The sequence below is a fragment of the Bacillus sp. FSL R10-2201 genome (assembly GCF_038008665.1).
In the GTDB taxonomy this organism is placed as follows: domain Bacteria; phylum Bacillota; class Bacilli; order Bacillales; family Bacillaceae_G; genus Bacillus_A; species Bacillus_A mycoides.
This window is the reverse complement of the sequence record NZ_JBBOZP010000001.1, coordinates 3,373,583-3,394,309: the sequence shown is the minus strand read 5'-3', so window position 1 is coordinate 3,394,309 and position 20,727 is coordinate 3,373,583. Positions and strand designations below refer to the sequence as shown.

At 36.9% G+C, this 20,727-nt stretch carries 19 protein-coding genes; 16 read left to right on the top strand and 3 right to left on the bottom strand.

The features are described from left to right. Window positions 1-26 precede the first annotated feature (26 nt). Window positions 27-746 carry a class I SAM-dependent methyltransferase gene (locus NSQ69_RS17505; RefSeq protein WP_002167847.1) on the top strand — a complete coding sequence of 240 codons (720 nt, stop codon included), beginning with the start codon at window positions 27-29 and terminating at the stop codon, window positions 744-746. 38 nt (window positions 747-784) lie between these two features. Here NSQ69_RS17505 and NSQ69_RS17500 read toward each other — a convergent pair whose 3' ends face one another. After that, window positions 785-1,171, bottom strand: a complete 387-nt coding sequence (locus tag NSQ69_RS17500) for a hypothetical protein (RefSeq protein WP_002128474.1) — start codon at window positions 1,169-1,171, stop codon at window positions 785-787. Between the two features lie 137 nt (window positions 1,172-1,308). Between NSQ69_RS17500 and NSQ69_RS17495 the strand changes: the two genes are divergently transcribed. The 10 genes from NSQ69_RS17495 to NSQ69_RS17450 all read left to right on the top strand — a co-directional run bounded on the left by NSQ69_RS17495 (window position 1,309) and on the right by NSQ69_RS17450 (window position 13,812). Further along, window positions 1,309-1,644 carry a hypothetical protein gene (locus NSQ69_RS17495; RefSeq protein WP_002128473.1) on the top strand — a complete coding sequence of 112 codons (336 nt, stop codon included), beginning with the start codon at window positions 1,309-1,311 and terminating at the stop codon, window positions 1,642-1,644. 72 nt (window positions 1,645-1,716) lie between these two features. Next, complete coding sequence (locus NSQ69_RS17490) at window positions 1,717-2,055, top strand: VOC family protein (RefSeq protein WP_002087749.1); 339 nt, start codon at window positions 1,717-1,719, stop codon at window positions 2,053-2,055. A 255-nt stretch (window positions 2,056-2,310) separates the two neighbouring features. Beyond that, the gene (locus NSQ69_RS17485) at window positions 2,311-4,407 is read left to right on the top strand and encodes a vWA domain-containing protein (RefSeq protein ID WP_002128472.1); all 2,097 of its coding nucleotides are present in this window, start codon (window positions 2,311-2,313) and stop codon (window positions 4,405-4,407) included. An 83-nt stretch (window positions 4,408-4,490) separates the two neighbouring features. Then, entirely contained in the window at window positions 4,491-7,853 is a 3,363-nt protein-coding gene (locus NSQ69_RS17480; RefSeq protein ID WP_002087746.1) for a tubulin-like doman-containing protein, read from the top strand. Window positions 7,854-7,910: 57 nt separating this feature from the next. After that, window positions 7,911-8,051: a hypothetical protein gene (locus NSQ69_RS17475; RefSeq protein WP_002128471.1), complete on the top strand. Its 141-nt coding sequence runs from the start codon at window positions 7,911-7,913 to the stop codon at window positions 8,049-8,051. Between the two features lie 514 nt (window positions 8,052-8,565). Beyond that, entirely contained in the window at window positions 8,566-9,942 is a 1,377-nt protein-coding gene (locus NSQ69_RS17470; protein WP_002128470.1) for an APC family permease, read from the top strand. Between the two features lie 112 nt (window positions 9,943-10,054). Further along, on the top strand, window positions 10,055-10,303 hold the full coding sequence (locus tag NSQ69_RS17465) for a DUF1294 domain-containing protein (protein ID WP_000871335.1): 249 nt from the start codon (window positions 10,055-10,057) through the stop codon (window positions 10,301-10,303). A gap of 105 nt (window positions 10,304-10,408) precedes the next feature. Then, window positions 10,409-11,350: an EamA family transporter RarD gene (gene rarD, locus NSQ69_RS17460; RefSeq protein WP_002014350.1), complete on the top strand. Its 942-nt coding sequence runs from the start codon at window positions 10,409-10,411 to the stop codon at window positions 11,348-11,350. Between the two features lie 80 nt (window positions 11,351-11,430). Beyond that, a complete protein-coding gene (locus NSQ69_RS17455) occupies window positions 11,431-11,856 on the top strand; it encodes a divergent PAP2 family protein (RefSeq protein WP_000447809.1) in 426 nt (141 codons plus the stop codon). Between the two features lie 102 nt (window positions 11,857-11,958). After that, on the top strand, window positions 11,959-13,812 hold the full coding sequence (locus tag NSQ69_RS17450; protein ID WP_002185204.1) for a terpene cyclase/mutase family protein: 1,854 nt from the start codon (window positions 11,959-11,961) through the stop codon (window positions 13,810-13,812). Between the two features lie 74 nt (window positions 13,813-13,886). Here NSQ69_RS17450 and NSQ69_RS17445 read toward each other — a convergent pair whose 3' ends face one another. Next, a complete protein-coding gene (locus tag NSQ69_RS17445) occupies window positions 13,887-14,036 on the bottom strand; it encodes a YfhD family protein (RefSeq protein WP_002128468.1) in 150 nt (49 codons plus the stop codon). Between the two features lie 133 nt (window positions 14,037-14,169). Between NSQ69_RS17445 and fabG the strand changes: the two genes are divergently transcribed. Continuing rightward, a complete protein-coding gene (gene fabG, locus NSQ69_RS17440) occupies window positions 14,170-14,910 on the top strand; it encodes a 3-oxoacyl-ACP reductase FabG (RefSeq protein WP_002128467.1) in 741 nt (246 codons plus the stop codon). Window positions 14,911-14,960: 50 nt separating this feature from the next. On the opposite strand, the gene dhaS is transcribed toward fabG, so the two are convergent. Further along, on the bottom strand, window positions 14,961-16,445 hold the full coding sequence (gene dhaS / locus NSQ69_RS17435; protein WP_002014355.1) for an aldehyde dehydrogenase DhaS: 1,485 nt from the start codon (window positions 16,443-16,445) through the stop codon (window positions 14,961-14,963). Window positions 16,446-16,717: 272 nt separating this feature from the next. Between dhaS and NSQ69_RS17430 the strand changes: the two genes are divergently transcribed. From NSQ69_RS17430 to NSQ69_RS17415, 4 genes are all read left to right on the top strand, one after another. Continuing rightward, the gene (locus NSQ69_RS17430; protein WP_002014357.1) at window positions 16,718-16,996 is read left to right on the top strand and encodes a YhdT family protein; all 279 of its coding nucleotides are present in this window, start codon (window positions 16,718-16,720) and stop codon (window positions 16,994-16,996) included. Window positions 16,997-16,999: 3 nt separating this feature from the next. Next, complete coding sequence (panF, locus tag NSQ69_RS17425; protein WP_002087740.1) at window positions 17,000-18,433, top strand: sodium/pantothenate symporter; 1,434 nt, start codon at window positions 17,000-17,002, stop codon at window positions 18,431-18,433. Window positions 18,434-18,567: 134 nt separating this feature from the next. Further along, entirely contained in the window at window positions 18,568-19,500 is a 933-nt protein-coding gene (locus NSQ69_RS17420; protein WP_012261383.1) for a nucleoside hydrolase, read from the top strand. Window positions 19,501-19,617: 117 nt separating this feature from the next. Beyond that, window positions 19,618-20,727 carry a serine hydrolase gene (locus tag NSQ69_RS17415; RefSeq protein WP_002128464.1) on the top strand — a complete coding sequence of 370 codons (1,110 nt, stop codon included), beginning with the start codon at window positions 19,618-19,620 and terminating at the stop codon, window positions 20,725-20,727.

Here is a 20,727-nt window from a genome sequence, read left to right as displayed (position 1 = left end):
ATATAAAATAAAAAAGGGAGAATCCCATGGAACGAAATACTTACATCGATTTCTTAGCTTATTACGGAATAGGAAGTGCTCATCCTGGTGGTTTTACGTTAACAAAACAATTGCTAGCACAACTGCCTCTAAAACAAGGAGCGGATGTCCTTGAGATAGGTTGTGGTACGGGGAAAACAGCGGCTTACATGACAAAAGAATTCGGTTATAAAGTAACAGCGATTGAAAAGAATGAAATTATGATTCAAAAAGCGAAAGATAGATGGTTGTTTGAAAGATTGAATATACAATTGATCCAAGGTGATGCAGAGCGATTACCTTGTTTAAATGATTCATTTGAGTTTGTGCTTGGGGAATCGATACTCGCTTTTACAGATAAAGAAAGGGTTATCTCAGAGTGCTATCGTGTATTACAGAAGGATGGTAAGCTTGTTGTCATTGAAATGATTATTAATACACATATTGAGAAGAGTGAGGAAGAAAAAATTGCCCAATTATATGGCATGAAAGAATTATTAACTGAGAATGAGTGGATTCATTTATTTCAAGCAGCAAATTTTAAAAGAATTACAATTGCGGGTGGCGGAACTATTGCAGAAACAGTTGCAGGACATGTGGAAGAGCCAGAGTGGAATGTATCACCGTTTATTCCGGAAGAATTGTATGAGGCGTGGGTGCAACACGAACAAGTACTGCTTATGTATCAACATATTTTAGGGCATCGGATTTTTATATGTGAAAAATAGAAAAAGAGTTGGCTAAAGATAGTCAACTCTTTACTATGTTAGATGAAAAATAATGCAGCCAAAGTAATTCCAAAAATAAAGCCAAATCCGAGTTCAAGGCCCCAGCCACCGCCGCCACAACCACCGCAACCACGACCGCCGCATCCACAGCCACTAAATCCACCATCGAATCCACCACCGCATCCAAATCCACAGTTATCACATCTGCTAATACCACCGCAAATATCACATCCGCCGTTTGAATATGCGTTATAGTACCCGAATCCTGTATCAAAAGATGAGCGCTGTTGCATTGGTTCAATCCAAACAGAATCGTTTGTTACATCTATTATTTTGCCTAAGTGAATGCGACCATCCCGATCTTCAATTCGAACAACTTTACCGAAATAACGTTGGCATGTATCATAACATCTTTTTCTATGCATGTTCTTTCCTCCTTCCGTATTACCGTAATACGATATGTAAGCAGGACAAGTGCGGCTTGTACGAATGACCTATCTATCATAATTGTTATACGAAAGGGGAAATATACGAACAGGATACATAACGAGGAGGAAGAGAAATGAAATCTACAGACCAATTTCAGACGTACGAAATTCCTTGGGAGGAATTAATAGAAGCACTGCGAGGTGAAATGAAGAAACAAGTAGGGGCGGATATTATTGATACGGTCGTATGTAATTTGAAAGATGGTTTTGAAGTGTATACATATGTGCAGGGTGATTTGGATTTCGAGTATACAGAAGCTCTTGAACGAAAATATGGAAGTGACGGGAAAATCCCTAATTTGTTAACAGTTATGCTGGTAGCTAGCATTTATAATACGGGTGAAGAGAATATACGTTTACATGCAGATAATAAAGATAATCCAATTGTTGAGGTATATGTGAAGCAATGAAACGCGCTGTGAAAGGCGTGTTTTTTATTTATATGATAAAATGTTAGAAAATTAAGAAAGAAGGTGAGTGAATTGAAAATTAATCATCTTAATTTAACAGTTATAGATGTAACAGCTGCTAGAGAGTTTTTAGAAAAATATTTTAGTTTAACTTGTAGTGGAACAAGGGGGAATGCCTTTGCGGTTTTGCGGGATAATGATGGGTTTATATTAACTTTAATGAAAGGGAAAGAAGTTCATTATCCGAAAACATTTCATGTAGGATTTCCACAAGAAAATGAAGAACAAGTTAATAAAATTAATCAAAGATTGAAGGAAGACGGATTTTCAGTCGAACCGCCTAAACATGCACATGCGTATACGTTTTATGTCGAAGCACCTGGAGGATATACAATTGAAGTGATGTGCTAATTAAAAATCAAACTTTTTGTTAAGAGTTTTTAATTTTAAAAGTAGGAAAAGTCTGTTTTAAGGGTGGAGCTTAAACAGGCTTTTTTACTTATATAATTGGATAGAAAATGCTAGAAGGAATATTACCAAGTTATATATCTATTTACATAATAAAGTTATGGCTCGTTCGTTGTCCTAAAATACAAGTCATATATCTTGTTTCCTCTCATAAATTTAAACATAGGAATTTGTCTACAAAGGTGGCGAAGCCTCATCATGAAAATTCGAATTTGTGCCACGTTCATGCTGTTTCTATTTATATGTTTACCTTTTTCAGTTTTTGCAAAAGGAGAGGAGGCAAAGGAAAGGGTCGTTTCACTTGTATATGATGATTCGGGCAGCATGAGAAATAACGATCGCTGGAAGTATGCCAATTACGCCTTGCAAAGTTTAGTTGCGCTATTAGATGAGAAAGATAAATTTTCTTACGTTCCAATGAGTAAGCCGGATGCTCCATTAAACATTTCATTAACAAAGGATCAAAGGCAAACAGAAATTGAGGGGATTGGGGCGTGGAAAACATATTTAAATACTCCATTTAGCGCAGTAGAAACGGCGATGCAATCTATAAAAAAGGAAGCAGATATAGATGGGAAACGTGAATTTTGGCTTATTGTATTAACTGACGGGGCATTTAATGATTTGGAGAAAGATAAGATTGGCGGAAAAGAACAAATTACACAGAAGTTAGCGCAGTTTAAGAAAGAAATGGATTCGAAAAAGATCTCTTTACATCCAGTCTTAATCACGATGGAAGAGGATTTAGGGCAGCAAGAGAAGCTGCAGTTAAATACGTTTAAAGAGATTTGGAAAAAAGAAATGAATGGAGTTGTCATGCCGTCTAGCGGTGAGGATGGTATTGTACAAAGTGTGAATCAAGTGGCAGCATTAGTTGCAAATCGTGATCCATTTTCTTCTGTTGAGTCGATTGTCAAAACGAAAATAGTAGGGAAAAAAGTAGAGATTACAACACCGTTTCCATTAAAGCGTATGACGCTTGTACGACAATCACCTTCTTTGTCTAATTATAAAGTTATGCAACTTTCCAAACCGTTACAATTGCAGTCTTCTTTTTCTATACATGCACCAGGAGAAGCTAAATTATTCGGAAATATAGTGCATGTAAGTACAGCGAACCAGGAAGTGATTAAGCCAGGGACATATACGATAGAAGTGGATCAGGACATTGAGAAAGAGGGATTACAAGTACTTGTTGAACCAGCGCTTAATTATACTGTTTCTACGTACGACAAAGATGATAAAGATAGAAAAAATGTTGAGAAAATGTATGAAGGTGTGACAGCTGTTATTGAAGCGAAACCTACTGAATTACCAATTCAAACTTCTTATTTCGAAGCAGAAGTAGAAATAGATGGAAAGCAGTATCCGATGAAGTGGGATGATAAAAGACATGTGTTTTATTACGAGACACAGGTTGGTAAAGCGTTAGTACGCGGGAAAGTCCATATGAATATAAAGGGATTTTATAGACAGACGAAAGAATTCAAGATTGAACCAGCTGAAAAACCAAAATTAACACTTCAAGCTGTTACGAAAGATTATGAAGAAAAGGTAACAAATTTAGAAAATAGTAAACCATTTATTTTACAGCCCCAGTTAAATGGTAAACCGATGACAGAAGAGGCTGTAAAGAAACTATTAAAATCTACTGGTGTCACATCGAATCAATCGATCAACTATGAATTAAAACAGCATGGTAGTCAAGTTTATGTTTATCCTCGACCTTATTACTCCGACACATTCAATTTTACAGATACCGGCACCGTAGAGGCTACCATCACGATCAATGATTCAACATTACAAGAAGTAAAGGAAAAGATCGTACTGCACATTGAAAATGCGCCGTTTTTTGAGAAGTATGCGCTCATTTTTAAATTTGTAATTCCTATCACTTTATTACTTTTAATAGTAGGAATTATTATTTTAGGATGGATTGTTCGTCCGAGATTTCATAGGAAAGCATTACTATATTACGAATGGGATCAAGAAGTAGCGAAAGATTGGCTTTATCAATCTGAACCAGAGTTACTTAAAAATAAATGGTGGAAGCACTATTTTGGCATTCCATTCCGAGCAGAAAGAAAGACTGTGCAATCTGTAACATTAATAGCGAAAAAAGGATCGAAATCTATATTTGTAGCGAAAGAATCGCAAGTGGTTGGGATGATTATTGATGGGATGTTTATAACAGAGGAAGAGGTAGGAATGGAGCATAAGACGTTGTATCCAAATGAACTTTTAGTAATTGATAGAGGATATGGTAAGGAGATTTACCGGTACGAATGTGAATAGTAGATAGGGTGTAAGAGGGGCGGAGGAGGCCCGGCTCTCTTTATTCTTCTTTTCAAACAAGCAAGAATAGGAAGGTGGTTCACATGACATTACAAGTTCCAACAATTTTAATTGGCTTAGGTGGAATCGGTAGTACTGTCACACATCAAATATATGAAAGATTACCTGAGGAGCGTCGTAAAAAGGTAGCGATGCATGTATTTGATACAGATGTGAATACATTGAGTAAATTTGATCATATTCGGAAGTTTAAGACGCAAACGAGCTCGAGTAAAACACCGAGAGAGTATATTGCGGGAGATCCAACGATTCCAGAGTGGTTTCCGATGGACCCGACTATACTTGATAAACCGTTAACAGAAGGGGCTGGACAGTTACGCGTCATTTCACGGTTAGCGTTACGTGCTGCGATGAAAGAAGATAAACTCACATCATTTTGGCAAGAAATCGAGAAGATTTTTCCAGTTACAAGTGATCAGACCGAATATGGTGTACGTGTCATTATTGTAACATCACTAGCCGGCGGAACAGGCTCAGGGATGTTTTTACAAATCGCATTATATTTGCGTGAGATGCTCCGGAAGAAATTGCAGCATCATAACATTTTAATTCGCGGTGCGTTTTTAATGCCAGATGTTTTAGTTAAGACGAGAACGGTTAGTGCGAAAGAGTTTGAAACTGTGCAAGCGAATGGTTATGCATCGTTAAAAGAGTTGCACGCTATTACGCTTGGATCGACTGGTGAATTATCAAAACGAGGCGGCGTAACGATTGAATTAGAATATCGTCCTGATCAAGTGGATGAGGACGGAAGAACAAACCATACGATAAAGCAGCATCATTTACCGTACAATTATTGTTTCTTATATGATTATGAAAATTTACATGGGCACCATTTGCACAATTTATCGGATTATATGGAGCAAATGGCAAATACGATTTATTTACAGTTATTTAGTCCAATGTCTGCAAATCATTTTGCACAAGAAGATAATCAAATTCAGCAATTGGCAGAATCGAGTGGGAAAGGGAGATATTGTGGAGCAGGAACGGCAAAACTTATTTATCCGTATGAGCACGTTTTGAAATACTGTGCTTTAAAATGGGCGGTGCAAGGTTTAGATGAATCTTGGCTTCATTTAGATCAACTGTTTCAAGAAAAAAAGCAAAGATACGACCAAGATGTCAAACGTGGTATGCAGCGTGAAAAGCCAGAGCGCGGGAAAAGTTATTTAGAAGACTTAGAGCATCTTGCTACTCGGCCAGAACAAGCTCATATTTTTTATAGACAAATGTACCATGAAACACGTGAAGGGGCAGAGGGTGGTAAGCTCGGTGTTGCAAAATCAAAATTGTTTTTAGATGCTGTAGAGAGTTACGTACACCGTACAGTGCAAAAAGATGAGGAATTAAACCGCCTGCAGCATGAGTGCAAAATATCGGCTGCGAAGCTTAAAATGATGGAACAAATGAAGGGGGAAGTAGCGAGAGTTGATCATGCGGTTCGTTTATATGCTTATGCCATTCCGAGCCGTGTACATGAGCATGTTACTACCCTTTTATATGACATGATCGAATCAGACCGCTTTACACCGAGTGGCTCAGAAGGACAGTCTTACCAATTAAATACATGGTTTTTAAAGAAAACGGATCCAGTTCATCCAGTTGCAGCACGTTTTATGCTGTATGAAATTCGTAAGCAGTTAGTAGAGAAGATGAATCGACTACATGAAAATAATGAACAAAAGCGTAATTTAATTCAAAACTACGATAAGAAATTTAATGTGAGTAATATTGATGGAACTGTAACGGCTGTTCGCCGCGTTGAAATTGCGCAGCAACAAGGCTGGTTTGGAAAAATGATTAATAATCAGCAGCGTTTGTTTAAAAAAGAATTTGAAGATATTGTAACGCAGTACGTACACAAATTAAGTGAGTATCGTAAAGAAATGTTGTTAGAACTCGTGTATCAATCGCTATACCAAGCAGTTGATAAAATGATTCAATATTGGGAAAGATTCTTTGATAATTTATACGAAACACGTGAAAATTTATTGTTTGAAATCCAAAAGCGAAGCAAGGAATTTGAGGGGAAAACGAACCCGACGAATGTATACGTATTAGCTGAAGAGAAATTGCAAGAAAAGATTTGGCAAGATATGCAGCAACATTTAAATTTAGGTGTATTACCGAAAGATATATCGTCCGAAATTTATATGAGCTTGTACGGGGAATATTGTCGTGATGCGAAAGCCGAAGAAATTCAGTCGAAAAAGGTGGAAGACTTCTATCGTGAACATATATTGAGTTATTGTTATGACGAACTTCAAGTGCGCTATCGTGACAAATTAGAGCTTAATATCGTTGAAGCATTGCGAAAAGAAGCAGATTTCAAGAAGCGTGATCGTGATGAATACGTTCGTGAAAAAATTGAAGATCTTTTCCATTTAGCAAGTCCGTTCGTTCCGAAAGTTTCTCATCATAGAGAATTACAATATTGGGGCGTACATCCTTCTTTAAAACAAGAATTGCAAGAAGAGTTATTGCAAGAAATGTTTAAAGAAAAAGATACGGTAAACGAGGCGTTTTCACCATTTGAAGTGATTTGTTATCGTGCTCATTACGGATTATCGCTACAAGATTTTCCTAAGCTTTCATCTGGACATATTGCGAATGGTTTTATGAACGATAAAGGTGATTATTTTCAATCGTATTATCGCCGCGTGAACAAATTAAATAGTAAAAAATCTAGTTTGACGCCGCATTTAGATAAATATTGGCACTTACCAGCCTTTATGCCAGACTTGAATGCAACGCAAACGAAGTTAGATTACGACAAATGTAATCGTGCTCTTCTATACGCGTATATGTATCGCTGGATTAGCTTAGTTGCTGTTGATGGACAATTCGTGTATCAATATAATGGTGTTGGCCGTAGCTTTTTAATTCAGTCGATGGGGAAAAATATTTCAAGTGAAAGTTATAAGTTGCACAGAGCATTGCTTCATAATCCGTTTATTTATGAAAACATCTTGTCACGATTTGAAGAAGAACAAGAAAAGGCAATGATACAAGGTGGACATTTATATACACATGCATTTGTATTAGGCGCTCAAGATATAAGATGGCTCCGTAAAGAGCATGTTCATAATATTTTAGATATGATTTTAATGTATGACCGTGAGGCAAAATATGACCCGACGTTAGAAGAAACATCTGACGATTTGTTAAGGCTATTCCTTGATGAAATTGAGCTGTATTTCCAAAACTATTACGGAACAGGTGCAGATATGGTTGCGAAGAAAGAGAAAGAGATGTTTATGAAACAATTGTGGGATCGTTCATATGCGAAAGGGTATGTGGATCCAAATAGTGCGCCTTATAAAAAATGGCAAAATATATTACATGTTCCCGATGAAGAAGAAGTGCCAAAAACGAATGTATAATGAGTGAAAAGGGAATCCTTAAGAATGACAATACAACTTTAGAAATGAGGGATTCCGATGCCATTTTTAGGAAGTGTATATCAAATATTTGGATTATATCCAGAAATTTATTATGGAATGATTTCAGCAGAGCTGCAAGAAGAAGCTCAAAAGGAACATATCGATAATAATAGTACAGAAATTGAAGCGGAAGAATAAAGCGCAGATGAACATCTGCGCTTTTTTTATTGTCTTAAGTGAAAATACTGTTTGTAATTTGCAGGAAAGTTAATTGCTCTAATAAGATGAATAGTTATTTCTGTATAACAAATCGACTGATTTTATCATGTTTGCATACGGGGATTACATTGAGTTAAATGTATAAAAATGAATTTTGGAATAATGAAAATTGTATTAAAATGGGAATCATCAGTGTTCGTGAGTGGTATCGTATATTTTGGAATGCTATTTTATTTATAATTATTCAATTCGGGTGAATTAATTATATTGTTGACAATATAATTAATCCTGTGATAAATTCAATCAATCTTCTAAAAACAAGCCTGTTAACAAGCTTGTTTTTAGAAGATTGATTTTTCTGATTTTAAATTATGTAATTTGTGGAGTCTATATAGGGAGTGAAAGTAAAGCATGAATATTATTAATGTGTAATAGCAACAGTAATAAAGATTGTAATGAGTAAGGGATAATTTTGAAAAAGAGGTTTCTACGAATGAGTTTATTTATAAAGAAAGCAATGAATGAAGAAAAGAAAAAAGTGTTAAAGCAAACTTTAGGAGCAATTGATTTAACGCTTTTAGGAATTGGAGCAATTATTGGTACAGGTATTTTCGTATTAACAGGTATTGTAGCTGCGAAACATGCTGGTCCAGCAATTGTATTATCTTTTATGTTAGCTGCAATTGTATGTGCTTGTGTAGCCTTTTGTTATGCTGAATTTGCATCTACAGTCCCGGTCTCAGGAAGTGTGTATTCGTATACGTATATGACATTAGGTGAGATTTTTGCTTTTATAGTTGGCTGGTGTGTCATGTTAGAGTACTTATTAGCTACTTCTGCGGTGGCGGCGGGATGGTCAGCCTATTTTCAGTCATTGCTACTAGGGTTTAATATTCATATTCCGGCAATCATTGCTTCTGCACCAGGGATGGGGAATGGCGGGATTATCGACTTGCCAGCGGTTATTATTATTTTAATTGTTACATTTTTACTAAGTCGTGGTGTGAAAGAAAGTGCACGTATAAATAATATAATGGTTATTATTAAACTGGCTGTTATTTTAGTATTTATTATTGTAGGAGCAAACTATGTAAAGCCAGAGAATTGGCAGCCGTTTCTTCCTTTTGGATACCATGGTGTTATTGGAGGAGCTGCGACTGTATTTTTTGCCTTTTTAGGTTTCGATGCAGTTGCAACAGCAGCAGAGGAAGTGAAACGCCCACAACGTAACGTTCCAATTGGATTACTTGTCTCTTTATGCATTTGTACAATTCTTTATGTTGGTGTTTCATTCGTGTTAACTGGAATGGTTCCATTTACGGATCTGAATGTAGCTGATCCAGTTGCATATGCACTGCGTATTGTAGGAGAGGATAGAATTGCTGGTCTATTATCAGTTGGAGCGATAGCTGGTTTAACAACAGTTCTGTTAGTTGCTATGTTCGCATTTGTTCGAGTATCATACTCGATGAGCCGAGATGGATTGTTACCAAAAAGATTTTCGAGTGTTCATAAACGTTATCAAACACCATTTTTTAATACATGGATTACGGGTATTCTTGCGGCTGTATTAGCAGGTTTATTGGACTTGAATTTGTTGGCAAATTTAGTGAATGTGGGAACGATAACAGCTTTCATATTTGTATCTATAGCTGTAATTGTATTAAGGAAGACACATCCTAATTTGAAAAGACCGTTCCGTGCTCCGTTAGTTCCATTCTTACCTATACTTGCGATAGTAAGTTGTTTATATTTAGCATTAAATCTTTCTAAAACCACTTTAATCAGTTTTGCAATTTGGGTTATTGTAGGTATTTTTATTTATTTTATATACGCGAAAAAACATAGTAAGATTAGAAATAGAGTATAAGGTATTACAATTATGGCTGTAGGCTAAAGTTTTTTTACCTATAGCCATTTTTATTTGTGCGCACCTTATTTTCGTGTTAACATAAAGCGGATTTTTTAAGGGAGAGAAAGAGATGAAATGGATTTATTTTATTATTATCAACGTTATAGCATTTAGTATGATGGGGCTTGATAAGCGAAAAGCAAAGAAAAAGCAGTGGAGAACGCCAGAAAGTACGTTGTTTTTATCAGCTGCAGCTGGAGGAGCGGTTGGAGCTTGGATTGGTATGTATATGTTTCATCATAAGACACATAAAAGTAAATTTGTCTTCGGTATTCCAGTGCTCGTTATTATAACAGTAGGAGTGTTTTTATACATATAAAGGATTTGCAAGAGGAATGTCGAAAGAAATGCAGATTGAATATTGGTAAAGTAAGTATGTGAGACTTTATAATGAAGAAAAAAAGAGAAGAGGAGAAAAAGGAAGATGGGGAGTCAAACAGCAGAGCAAAAGCAGGGGATTATATATGCAGCAGGTGCGTATACGATGTGGGGAGTCCTTCCGATTTATTGGAAATGGGTGGAGGAAGTACCGGCAGATGAAATATTAGCGCATCGCATCGTTTGGGCATTTGTTTTTATGTTGTTAGTTTTAGGAGTAACGAAGAGGTTTCGTCAGTTTGGTGGGGAGTTAGTGGCCCTTTTTAAACGACCTAAATTATTAATGTCATTAACAATTGCTTCGGTACTTATTAGTGGAAACTGGTTTGTATACATATGGGCCGTAAATCATAACCATGTAATCGAAGCAAGTCTTGGGTATTATATTAATCCACTTATAAGTATTTTACTTGGTACAGTTGTTTTAAAAGAGAAGCTTAATTTTTGGCAATATGTTGCGGTTGGTTTAGCTGGATTGGGCGTTGTTATTTTAACGATACGTTTCGGATCAATTCCATGGGTTTCTCTTTCACTTGCTTTTTCATTTGGATTATATGGATTAACAAAAAAATTATTAAATTATGATGCAACAATTGGGCTTACGATGGAAACGATGTTAGTGACGCCATTTGCACTTATATATTTGTTTATGACAGGAGTTCATGGCTTTGGTTCGTTCGGTTCTATTTCGGCAATATCAACGTTTCTTTTAATAGGGGCAGGTATTGTTACAGCGTTACCACTCTTTTATTTTGCTAAAGGAGCACAACTTATTCCGCTCTATATGATAGGATTTTTACAATACATCGCGCCGACTATTAGTTTAATTTTAGGTGTGTTCGTTTTTGGTGAACATTTCACATCTACTCATATGATTGCGTTTTTCTGTATATGGATTGCTTTATTTGTCTTTTCAATGGCGAAAACAAAGTTTCTACTACAGAAGCAACCAAAATTTATTAAAAATAAATCAGCAAAAGTATCATAATGCGTAGTATTTTCTACGCATTTTTCTTTATACTTATATTATATAGAAATTCCATTATAGTCAGTGAGGAGCTGAAAAACATGGAAACAATTTTACATAATGATCCACTTATAGCAGCTATAATTTCTTGGTTTTTAGCACAGTTAACGAAAGTCGTTTTTAAATTAATAAAAACAGGCGAGTTTGATTTTGCTAAGTTCTTTGCTTCAGGTGGAATGCCAAGTTCGCATGCTTCGACTGTTACTGCACTTGCTACAGGTGTCGGAGTGGTGGAAGGTGTGGAGAGTCCAATATTTGCGGTTGCCGCTATTTTTGCCATTATTGTTATGTACGATGCTTCAGGAGTAAGGCTTGCGGTAAGTAAGCAAGCGAAAATATTGAATGATTTTTTTCATGGTAGACAAACAGAATATAAAAAGTTAAATGAGCTCGTTGGACATACACCGTATCAAGTTGTTGTTGGTGCACTATTAGGAATTGTTGTCGGGGTTGGGTATTGTTTGTAAGCAGAATGTGTGTAATGCACGTTCTGCTTTTCTTTGTTTTCATACATATTTAGATGAGTTTTCGAATATCGTATACGGACTTAGAAAGGGTGGGTGAGCGGTGTGCTACTATATGACAAAGTGCATGAGGAGATAGAGCGGAGAACGACTGCACTTCAAACGATGCAAAGGCAAGACGGAACGTGGCAATTTTGTTTTGAAGGAGCTTTGCTAACGGATTGTCACATGATTTTTTTACTCAAATTATTAGGGCGAAATGACGAAATAGAACCGTTTGTGAAAAGGTTAGTATCTCTTCAAACAAATGAAGGGACTTGGAAATTATACGAAGATGAAAAGGGAGGGAATTTATCCGCGACGATTCAAGCATATGCTGCTTTACTTGCTTCGGAAAGATATTCGAAAGAAGCTATGAATATGAGGCGAGCTGAAATGTTTATTAAGGAACACGGGGGAGTTTCTCGTGCTCATTTTATGACGAAATTTTTATTAGCGATTCATGGAGAATATGAATTTCCTGCGCTTTTTCACTTTCCAACGCCAATCTTATTTTTACAAGATGACTCCCCCCTCAGTATATTTGGGCTAAGCAGCTCAGCGCGTATACATTTAATTCCGATGATGATTTGTATGAATAAGAGATTCCGTGTAGAGAAAAAGTTATTGCCAAATTTAAATCATATTGCAGGCGGGGGTGGGCAATGGTTTCGAGAGGAGCGGTCTCCGCTGTTTCAATCGTTTTTAGGTGATGTGAAAAAGGTAATATCTTATCCATTATCGTTACATCATAAAGGATACGAAGAAGTAGAGCGCTTTATGAAGGAGCGTATAGATGAAAATGGAACATTATATAGTTACGCCAGTGCTACGTTTTATATGATTTATGCTTTGCTTGCATTAGGACACTCTATTCAGTCTCCAATTATTGAGAAAGCTGTGACAGGATTAAAATCTTATATATGGAAGATGGACAGAGGAAGTCATTTGCAAAATTCTCCTTCTACCGTATGGGATACCGCTTTACTTAGCTATTCATTGCAAGAAGCTAAAGTTACAAATGAAAATAAGATGATTCAAAGGGCGACGGAGTATTTATTGCAAAAACAACAAACTAAAAAGGTAGATTGGAGCGTACATGCATCATCACTTGTAGCTGGCGGTTGGGGATTTTCAGATGTTAATACGACGATCCCTGATATAGACGATACTACAGCTGCCCTTAGAGCGTTAGCGCGAAGTAGAGGGAATGATAGAGTAGATGATGCGTGGGGAAGAGGCGTGGAATGGGTGAAAGGATTGCAAAACAATGATGGAGGCTGGGGAGCTTTTGAACGAGGGGTAACGAGCAAGTTACTATCGAATTTGCCGATTGAAAATGCGAGTGATATGATAACCGATCCGTCCACACCAGATATTACAGGTAGGGTGTTAGAATTATTCGGAACGTATGCACCGAATGAGTTGCTTGAAGAGCAAAAAAAGAAAGCTATCAAATGGTTAATGGATGTACAGGAACAGAATGGATCATGGTATGGAAAATGGGGGATATGTTATATATATGGGACATGGGCAACGATGACAGGCTTACGTGCATTAGGAGTGCCTTCTACTCATCCAGCGTTGAAAAAAGCCGCTTCATGGCTCGAACATTTGCAGCATGAAGACGGAGGGTGGGGAGAATCCTGTCAAAGTAGTGTAGAGAAAAAATTTATTTCTTTACCTTTTAGTACGCCGTCACAAACAGCGTGGGCACTTGATGCACTCATTTCTTACTACGATCAAGAAACACCGATTATTCGAAAAGGAATTTCATATTTGCTCGCGCAGTCTACTATGAATGAAAAATATCCTACTGGTACAGGGTTACCGGGGGGCTTTTATATTCGCTATCATAGTTATGGACATATATATCCGTTACTTGCTTTAGCGCACTACGTAAAGAAATATAGAAAATAAACCGAGAGATACTCTCGGTTTATTTTGATGGGTAGTAGGTCCCTGTTGAAAAGAATAAGGAACGTTGTAGTTCCTTATTTTTCTGTTGATTGGCGTTTTTGACGTGCATCAGCGGCATTTGCACGTGCGTTTGCTTCTAAGTCATTGTGGTCAGCGAGTTCGCGAGCGAACTCAACATCAATGCCATCGGCAGCTTTGTTTCGATCTACATTCTTTTTTTTCATTCGAAACAATCTCCTTGTGTTTTATGCGGCGTTGCAAAGTTAGTTTGACACAAATAGACTTTTTTATACAAAGAGGATTTGGAAAGCATAGAGCCGAAATATACAATATAACTAATAGAAATGGGGGATAGGGATGGACTTGTTGAATGGGAAAACAGCTGTTGTAACGGGTGCTGCGCAGGGGATTGGAAAAGAAATCGCACGAGTTTTTGCAAAACTAGGGGCCAAAGTATTAATTAGTGATGTAAATGAAGAGAAGCTACAAAAAACGACACGTGAATTATCAGATGAAGGGTATGATGTGAGTTTATATCGATGTGATGTGAGTAATCAAAATGAAGCGAAGTCGTTAATTGAATATGCGGTGCAAAAATTTGGTACATTACATATTTTAGTGAATAACGCTGGAATTACAAAAGATGCAATGTTACATAAGATGGAGAAATCAGCTTGGGAACAAGTATTACAAGTGAACTTAACTGGCGTTTTTTACTGTATGCAGCCAGCGCTTCTTTATATGAGGCAACAAGGGTATGGGCGGATTATTAATATTTCTTCTATTAGTAGGGAAGGAAATATTGGACAAGCAAATTATGCGGCTACAAAAGCAGGGGTTGTAGGTTTAACAAAAACAGCAGCGAAAGAGGTTGGAAGTTTTGGTATTACGTGTAATGCGATTTGTCCAGGATTTATGGATACTGATATGACAAAAACAATACCGGATAAAGTAAAAGAGAAAATGGTTGGAGCGATTCCAGTTGGAAGAATCGGAACGCCGGAAGATATTGCAAACGCAGCTGCCTTTTTAGCATCAGAGTATGCGTCTTACATTACAGGAGAGGTATTAAATGTGAGCGGTGGGTTGCAAGTGTAAATGAATACATAATGAAAAGAACCTGACCGAGTAGGTCAGGTTCTTTCTCGTTAATTTAAGTTAATCCAAACGCTCTTCACTTCTGTATAGTTGTTCAGCGCGTAAGATCCCATTTCGCGGCCAAGACCGGATTGTTTAAATCCTCCAAATGGAGATGCTGCATCAAAGACGTTATAACAGTTTACCCATACAGTACCAGCACGTACTTTACTTGCAACATAGTGTGCTGTTTTAACATTTTCTGTCCACACACCAGCCGCTAAGCCGAATTGTGATTTATTTGCACGTTCAATCACTTCATCAATATCGTTAAAAGGTATTGCAGAAATAACTGGACCGAAAATTTCTTCTTTTGCGATCGTCATTTCGTCATTTACGTCAGCGAATACTGTAGGAGAAACGAAGTAGCCTTGATCGAATGGATTACTTCCTCCGCAAAGTACTTCAGCGCCTTCTTCAATCCCTTTTTCAATGTAGCTCATTACACGTTTTTGTTGTTCTTCGGAAACGAGAGGACCGATTGTTGTTTCAGGGTTAAGACCGGCACCTTGATTTAGTTTTTTAGAATAGAGGACGAGATCAGCCATGACATTATCATACATTTTCTTTGGGATAAATAAGCGTGATCCAGCAGAGCATACTTGTCCTTGGTTAAACATAACACCAGAAAGTGCACCAGGAATCGCGCGAGATAAGTCGGCGTCTGGTAAAATAATGTTCGGTGATTTACCGCCAAGCTCTAAAGTAACACGTTTCAATGATTCAGATGCTTGTCGCATAATTTGTTTACCGACTGGAGTAGAACCAGTAAATGCAATTTTATCAACGAGTGGATGATTAACAAGTGCTTGTCCAGCTGATTCACCGAATCCAGGAACGATATTAATAACACCTTTCGGGAATCCAGCTTCTTCAATTAATTCAGCTAAGTATAGAGCGGATAGTGGAGTTTGTTCTGCAGGTTTTAAAACGATTGTACATCCTGTAGCAAGCGCAGCTCCCATTTTCCACATTGCCATAAGAAGTGGGAAGTTCCAAGGGATAATTTGACCGACGACACCAACAGCCTCATGGCGTGTATAGTTAAAGTAATCACCGGAAACAGGAATTGTTTGACCAACAATTTTCGTCGCCCAGCCAGCATAATAGCGCATATGCTCAATTGCAAGTGGTATGTCTGCCGCCATTGTTTCACGGATTGGCTTTCCGTTATCTAACGTTTCGAGCTGTGCGAGCTCTTCTTTATGCTCTTCCATTAAATCAGCGAGCTTGTACATAAGACGGCTGCGTTCAGCAGTGCTCATGCGTGACCAAGGACCTTCATCGAAAGCCATTCGAGCTGCTACCACAGCTTTATGAATGTCTTCGCGACCAGCTTCAGCAACGATAGCGAGTGTTTCACCAGTTGCTGGGTTAGGAGTTTTAAATGTTTTTCCGGAAGCGCTTTCAATGAACGCTCCGTTCACATATAGTTTCTTTGTGCCCTGAAGAAATTTCTCTACCTTTTCATGAAGATTTACAGCTAGTTGACTCATTGTATAACCCCCTTGAAAATATAATTTAAACGCAGTACGAGACGGCGTTTATTCCGAAATCAAGGATGTGGGAACTAGATGAAAAGCCTCTACTTAAAATCATAAATAAAAAATGCTGAAAATTCAAATTTCATTTTCGTTACAATTGTAAAAAATATGTAATGAAACATTGTATTCTATATAATTACAAAAAATCCTGCGCGTTTTTGTTTTCTAGTAGGAAAAACTAGAAAAACAGTGGTACAATTATACATCGTGAGAGGAGGGGGAAAATGAAGAATTATCATGATGATCCGCGCTTTCGAGTTGCCCATAGAGAAGCGTTAATTGGTCTTGGATTAGCTATTATTAATTTTATAATATGGTATGGATTTGCTTATGGGCTTGGAAGTAAGGATCCAAGTGAATATACATATGTATTAGGTTTTCCAGCATGGTTTTTTTATAGCTGTATCGTTGGATTTATCGTAATGGTTATTTTGCTTATTTTAGTTGTTCGTTTTTTATTTCAAGATATTTCACTCGATGAGGAAGAAAAAAGTGAGGAATGATAGATGAATTGGTATGTAATAATCCCAATGATAATTTCTTTTATCGTTGTGTTTTTAATTGGTGTATATGCATCAAGACGTGTACAAGCAACCGCTAATAATAAATTTTTACAAGAATATTTTCTTGGTGGGCGTGAACTTGGTGGCTTATTATTAGCTATGACGATGATTGCTACGTACGGTAGTGCAAGTAGCTTTATCGGCGGGCCTGGTATTGCTTACAATATGGGTCTTGGATGGGTGCTGTTATCAGCGATTCAAGTTGTAACAGGATATATCGTTTTAACGGTTATTGGTAAAAAGTTTGCTATTATCGCTAGAAAGATGGAAGCAATTACGCTTATTGATTATTTAAAGGGCAGATACAATAATAAAGCGGTAGTTGTTCTTTCTGCGTTATGTATTATAATTTTTTTGTTCTCAGCAACAGTAGCCCAGTGGGTTGGCGGCGGACGATTAATTGAGTCGCTAACAGGACTTTCCTACACAACGGCACTATTTTTATTTACATTTTCTGTACTTGTGTATGTGTTAATTGGTGGATTTCGTGCAGTCGCTTTATCAGATACGTTATTAGGAATCATTATGTTAGTCGGAACAACAATCATTTTAATTGCTACTGTCATTGCTGGTGGCGGAGTTGAAAAGATTATGCAGGAACTTATTCAAATTAATCCGAATCTAATAACACCGTTCGGAGCGGATGGAAGTTTAACGAAATCATATGTCACATCATTTTGGATTTTAATTGGGATTGGTGTCGTTGGATTACCGCAAATTAGTGTGCGTGCTATGTCTTATAAAAATTCAAAAGCTATGCACCAAGCATTAATCATTGGAACGGTTGTCGTCGGTACAATTATGATTGGTATGCATTTAACAGGTGTGTTTGCAAGAGTAGTCCTTCCAGGCATAACGGTACCAGATAAAGTAATGCCGCTACTCGCAATGGAAGTGTTGCCACCTTGGTTAGCTGGAGTTTTCTTAGCTGCACCAATGGCAGCGATAATGTCTACTGTGAACTCATTATTATTACTTGTAAGTTCGTCAATTATTAAAGATATATATGTGAACTACATAAATAAAGATGCCGCGGATAGTACGATAAAGAAAGGTAGCCTATTGATTACTGGTATCGTAGGATTACTCGTATATGCTGCCGCTATTAAGCCACCAGACTTTTTAATTTGGTTAAATTTATTTTCTTTCGGTGGTTTAGAAGCAGCGTTCATTTGGCCGATTGTGTTAGGTTTATATTGGAAAAAAGGAAATGCAACTGGAGCTCTCGCATCTATTTTAGTTGGAGTAGGTTCCTATATGTTTATTCACCTTTGCTACCCTAATCCATTCGGTATACATACAGTTGTTTTCCCGATTTGCTTTGCATTTATCTCTTATATAATTGGTAGTATGGTTACGATGAAAAAAGTAGCATAAAAATATAGAAAAACGTAGGAACTTCTAATATGAAGTTCCTACGTTTTTTGTTTATACAAAATTTATCTTTTTCATTCTGTATTCCGTCATGTATTCATAAAGTAATAACAATTGATGGGATGGAGTTGAGGTCTATGAAAAAAATATTATTTTTAGGAGACCCAGGAATTGATGACTCTTTAGCAATTATGTATGGATTATTGCATCCTGATATTGATATTGTTGGAGTAGTAACAGGATATGGGAATGTAACGCAGGAAAAGGCGACGAGTAATGCGGCGTATTTATTGCAAATGGCGGGCCGGGAAGATATACCTGTTATTAATGGAGCGAAAATTCCTTTATCTGGGGATTTTGTAACATATTATCCGGAAATTCATGGGGTAGACGGTTTGGGACCTATTAAGCCTCCTAAAAATTTTTCTCCCAATATTAAACCTTTTTGTGCATTTTTCGATATCATTGAAAAATATAAAGGAGAACTAATCATTGTTGATGCCGGCAGATCAACAACATTAGCGACGGCATTTATTTTAGAAAAACCAATGATGAAGTATGTGAAAGAATATTATATAATGGGCGGAGCTTTTTTAATGCCCGGAAATGTTACACCGGTCGCGGAAGCCAATTTTCATGGTGACCCAATTGCATCACAATTAGTTATGCAAAATGCGAAAAATGTGACATTAATACCGCTTAACGTTACATCAGAAGCGATTATTACACCGGAGATGGTGAAATACATTACGAAACATTCTAAAACGAATTTCAAGAAATTAATAGAACCGATTTTCGATTATTATTATAAAGCTTATAAAAATCTGAATCCTAAAATAACAGGGAGCCCAGTGCATGATGTAGTAACGATGATGGTAGCGGCAAATCCATCTCTTTTAGATTACGTGTATCGTCGTGTTGATGTAGATACGGTTGGAGTTGCGAAAGGGGAAAGTATCGCTGATTTTCGCCCGCAACCTGAAGCAAAAGCGTTGAAAAATTGGGTTAAAATTGGCTGGTCTTTACATTATAAAAAGTTTCTAGAGGATTTTGTGAAAATTATGACGTAGACATAATAGTAGCATACAAGTTAAAATAATGGAGATGATTGTTTAAATAATCATCTCCATTATTTTGTTTTTAAGAGATAAATAGAGAAGAGTTACACAATAGGAGAGGAATTTTACTTGAAAAAAACTATAGTATGCGCAGTGATTGTGGGTATTTTTGTTTTGCTGATATCAGGTAACTTTTTAGTGAAAAAAGTGTGGAGTTCAAATAATGATGATGCGCAGTACATAGCATCCTTTATTGAAGAACATAAAGATGAAAAGAATAGTGCACTTTTAATAAAAAGAAATGATAAAGTCGTGTATTCTGTAAATCCGGATGTTGTATTGCCAGTTGCTAGTACGATGAAGTTAATTGTGGCGCTTGAATATACGAAACAAGTTACAGAGGGGAAAATCGATCCGTCTAGTTTCGTTTCAATTAATGATGTGAATCGTTATTATGTGCCGGGTACAGATGGTGGTGCACAAGATAGATGGCAAAATTATTTGCAAAAAAAAGAAAAGATAACTGAAGGAGCGGTTTCTTTAGAAGAAGTTGCAAAAGGAATGGTTAAGTTTAGTTCTAATGCAAATACTGAATATTTAATGGAGGTATTAGGATTAGACAATATTAATCGGAATTTACAAAGTTTAGCACTTCCTGCACATCAACCGCTATTTCCGATTGTTTCATCTTTATACATTCCGGGATATTTGCATAAAGAATTACATGTTCCAAAATATAAAATAGAGAAAAAGTTAAAAGAAATGTCTCAAGAGCAATATCGTGAATATGCTATGATTATTCATGAACGCTTAAAAAAGAAGGGGCCATTATTACAGAAGGAAATTCCTCTGTATTTAGAGGAACGTTATGACAAAATTTGGTCGGATAGATTGCCGGCTGCTTCCGCTAACGATTATATGGTACTGCTTCAAAAGGCAAATCATCAAGGTGGTCTTACAGAAGCGGAAGAAAAAGTGTGGGCGAATATCGTTGAAACAGATATGAGCGCAAAGAAATATCGTAAAACATTCAGACATGCTGGACAAAAGAATGGTTATACACCATGGACGGTAACAAAAGCAGTTTATGCAATGGATAAACGCGGAAACTGTACAGAAATTGTTTTCTTGGCAAATAATTTAAATGAAGATGACAGTGCTGAAATACGTAAACATTTAGCAAATCTACACTTTCAAGTGTTGCAAAGTGATAAGTATGATGCGACTTTTATTAAATAA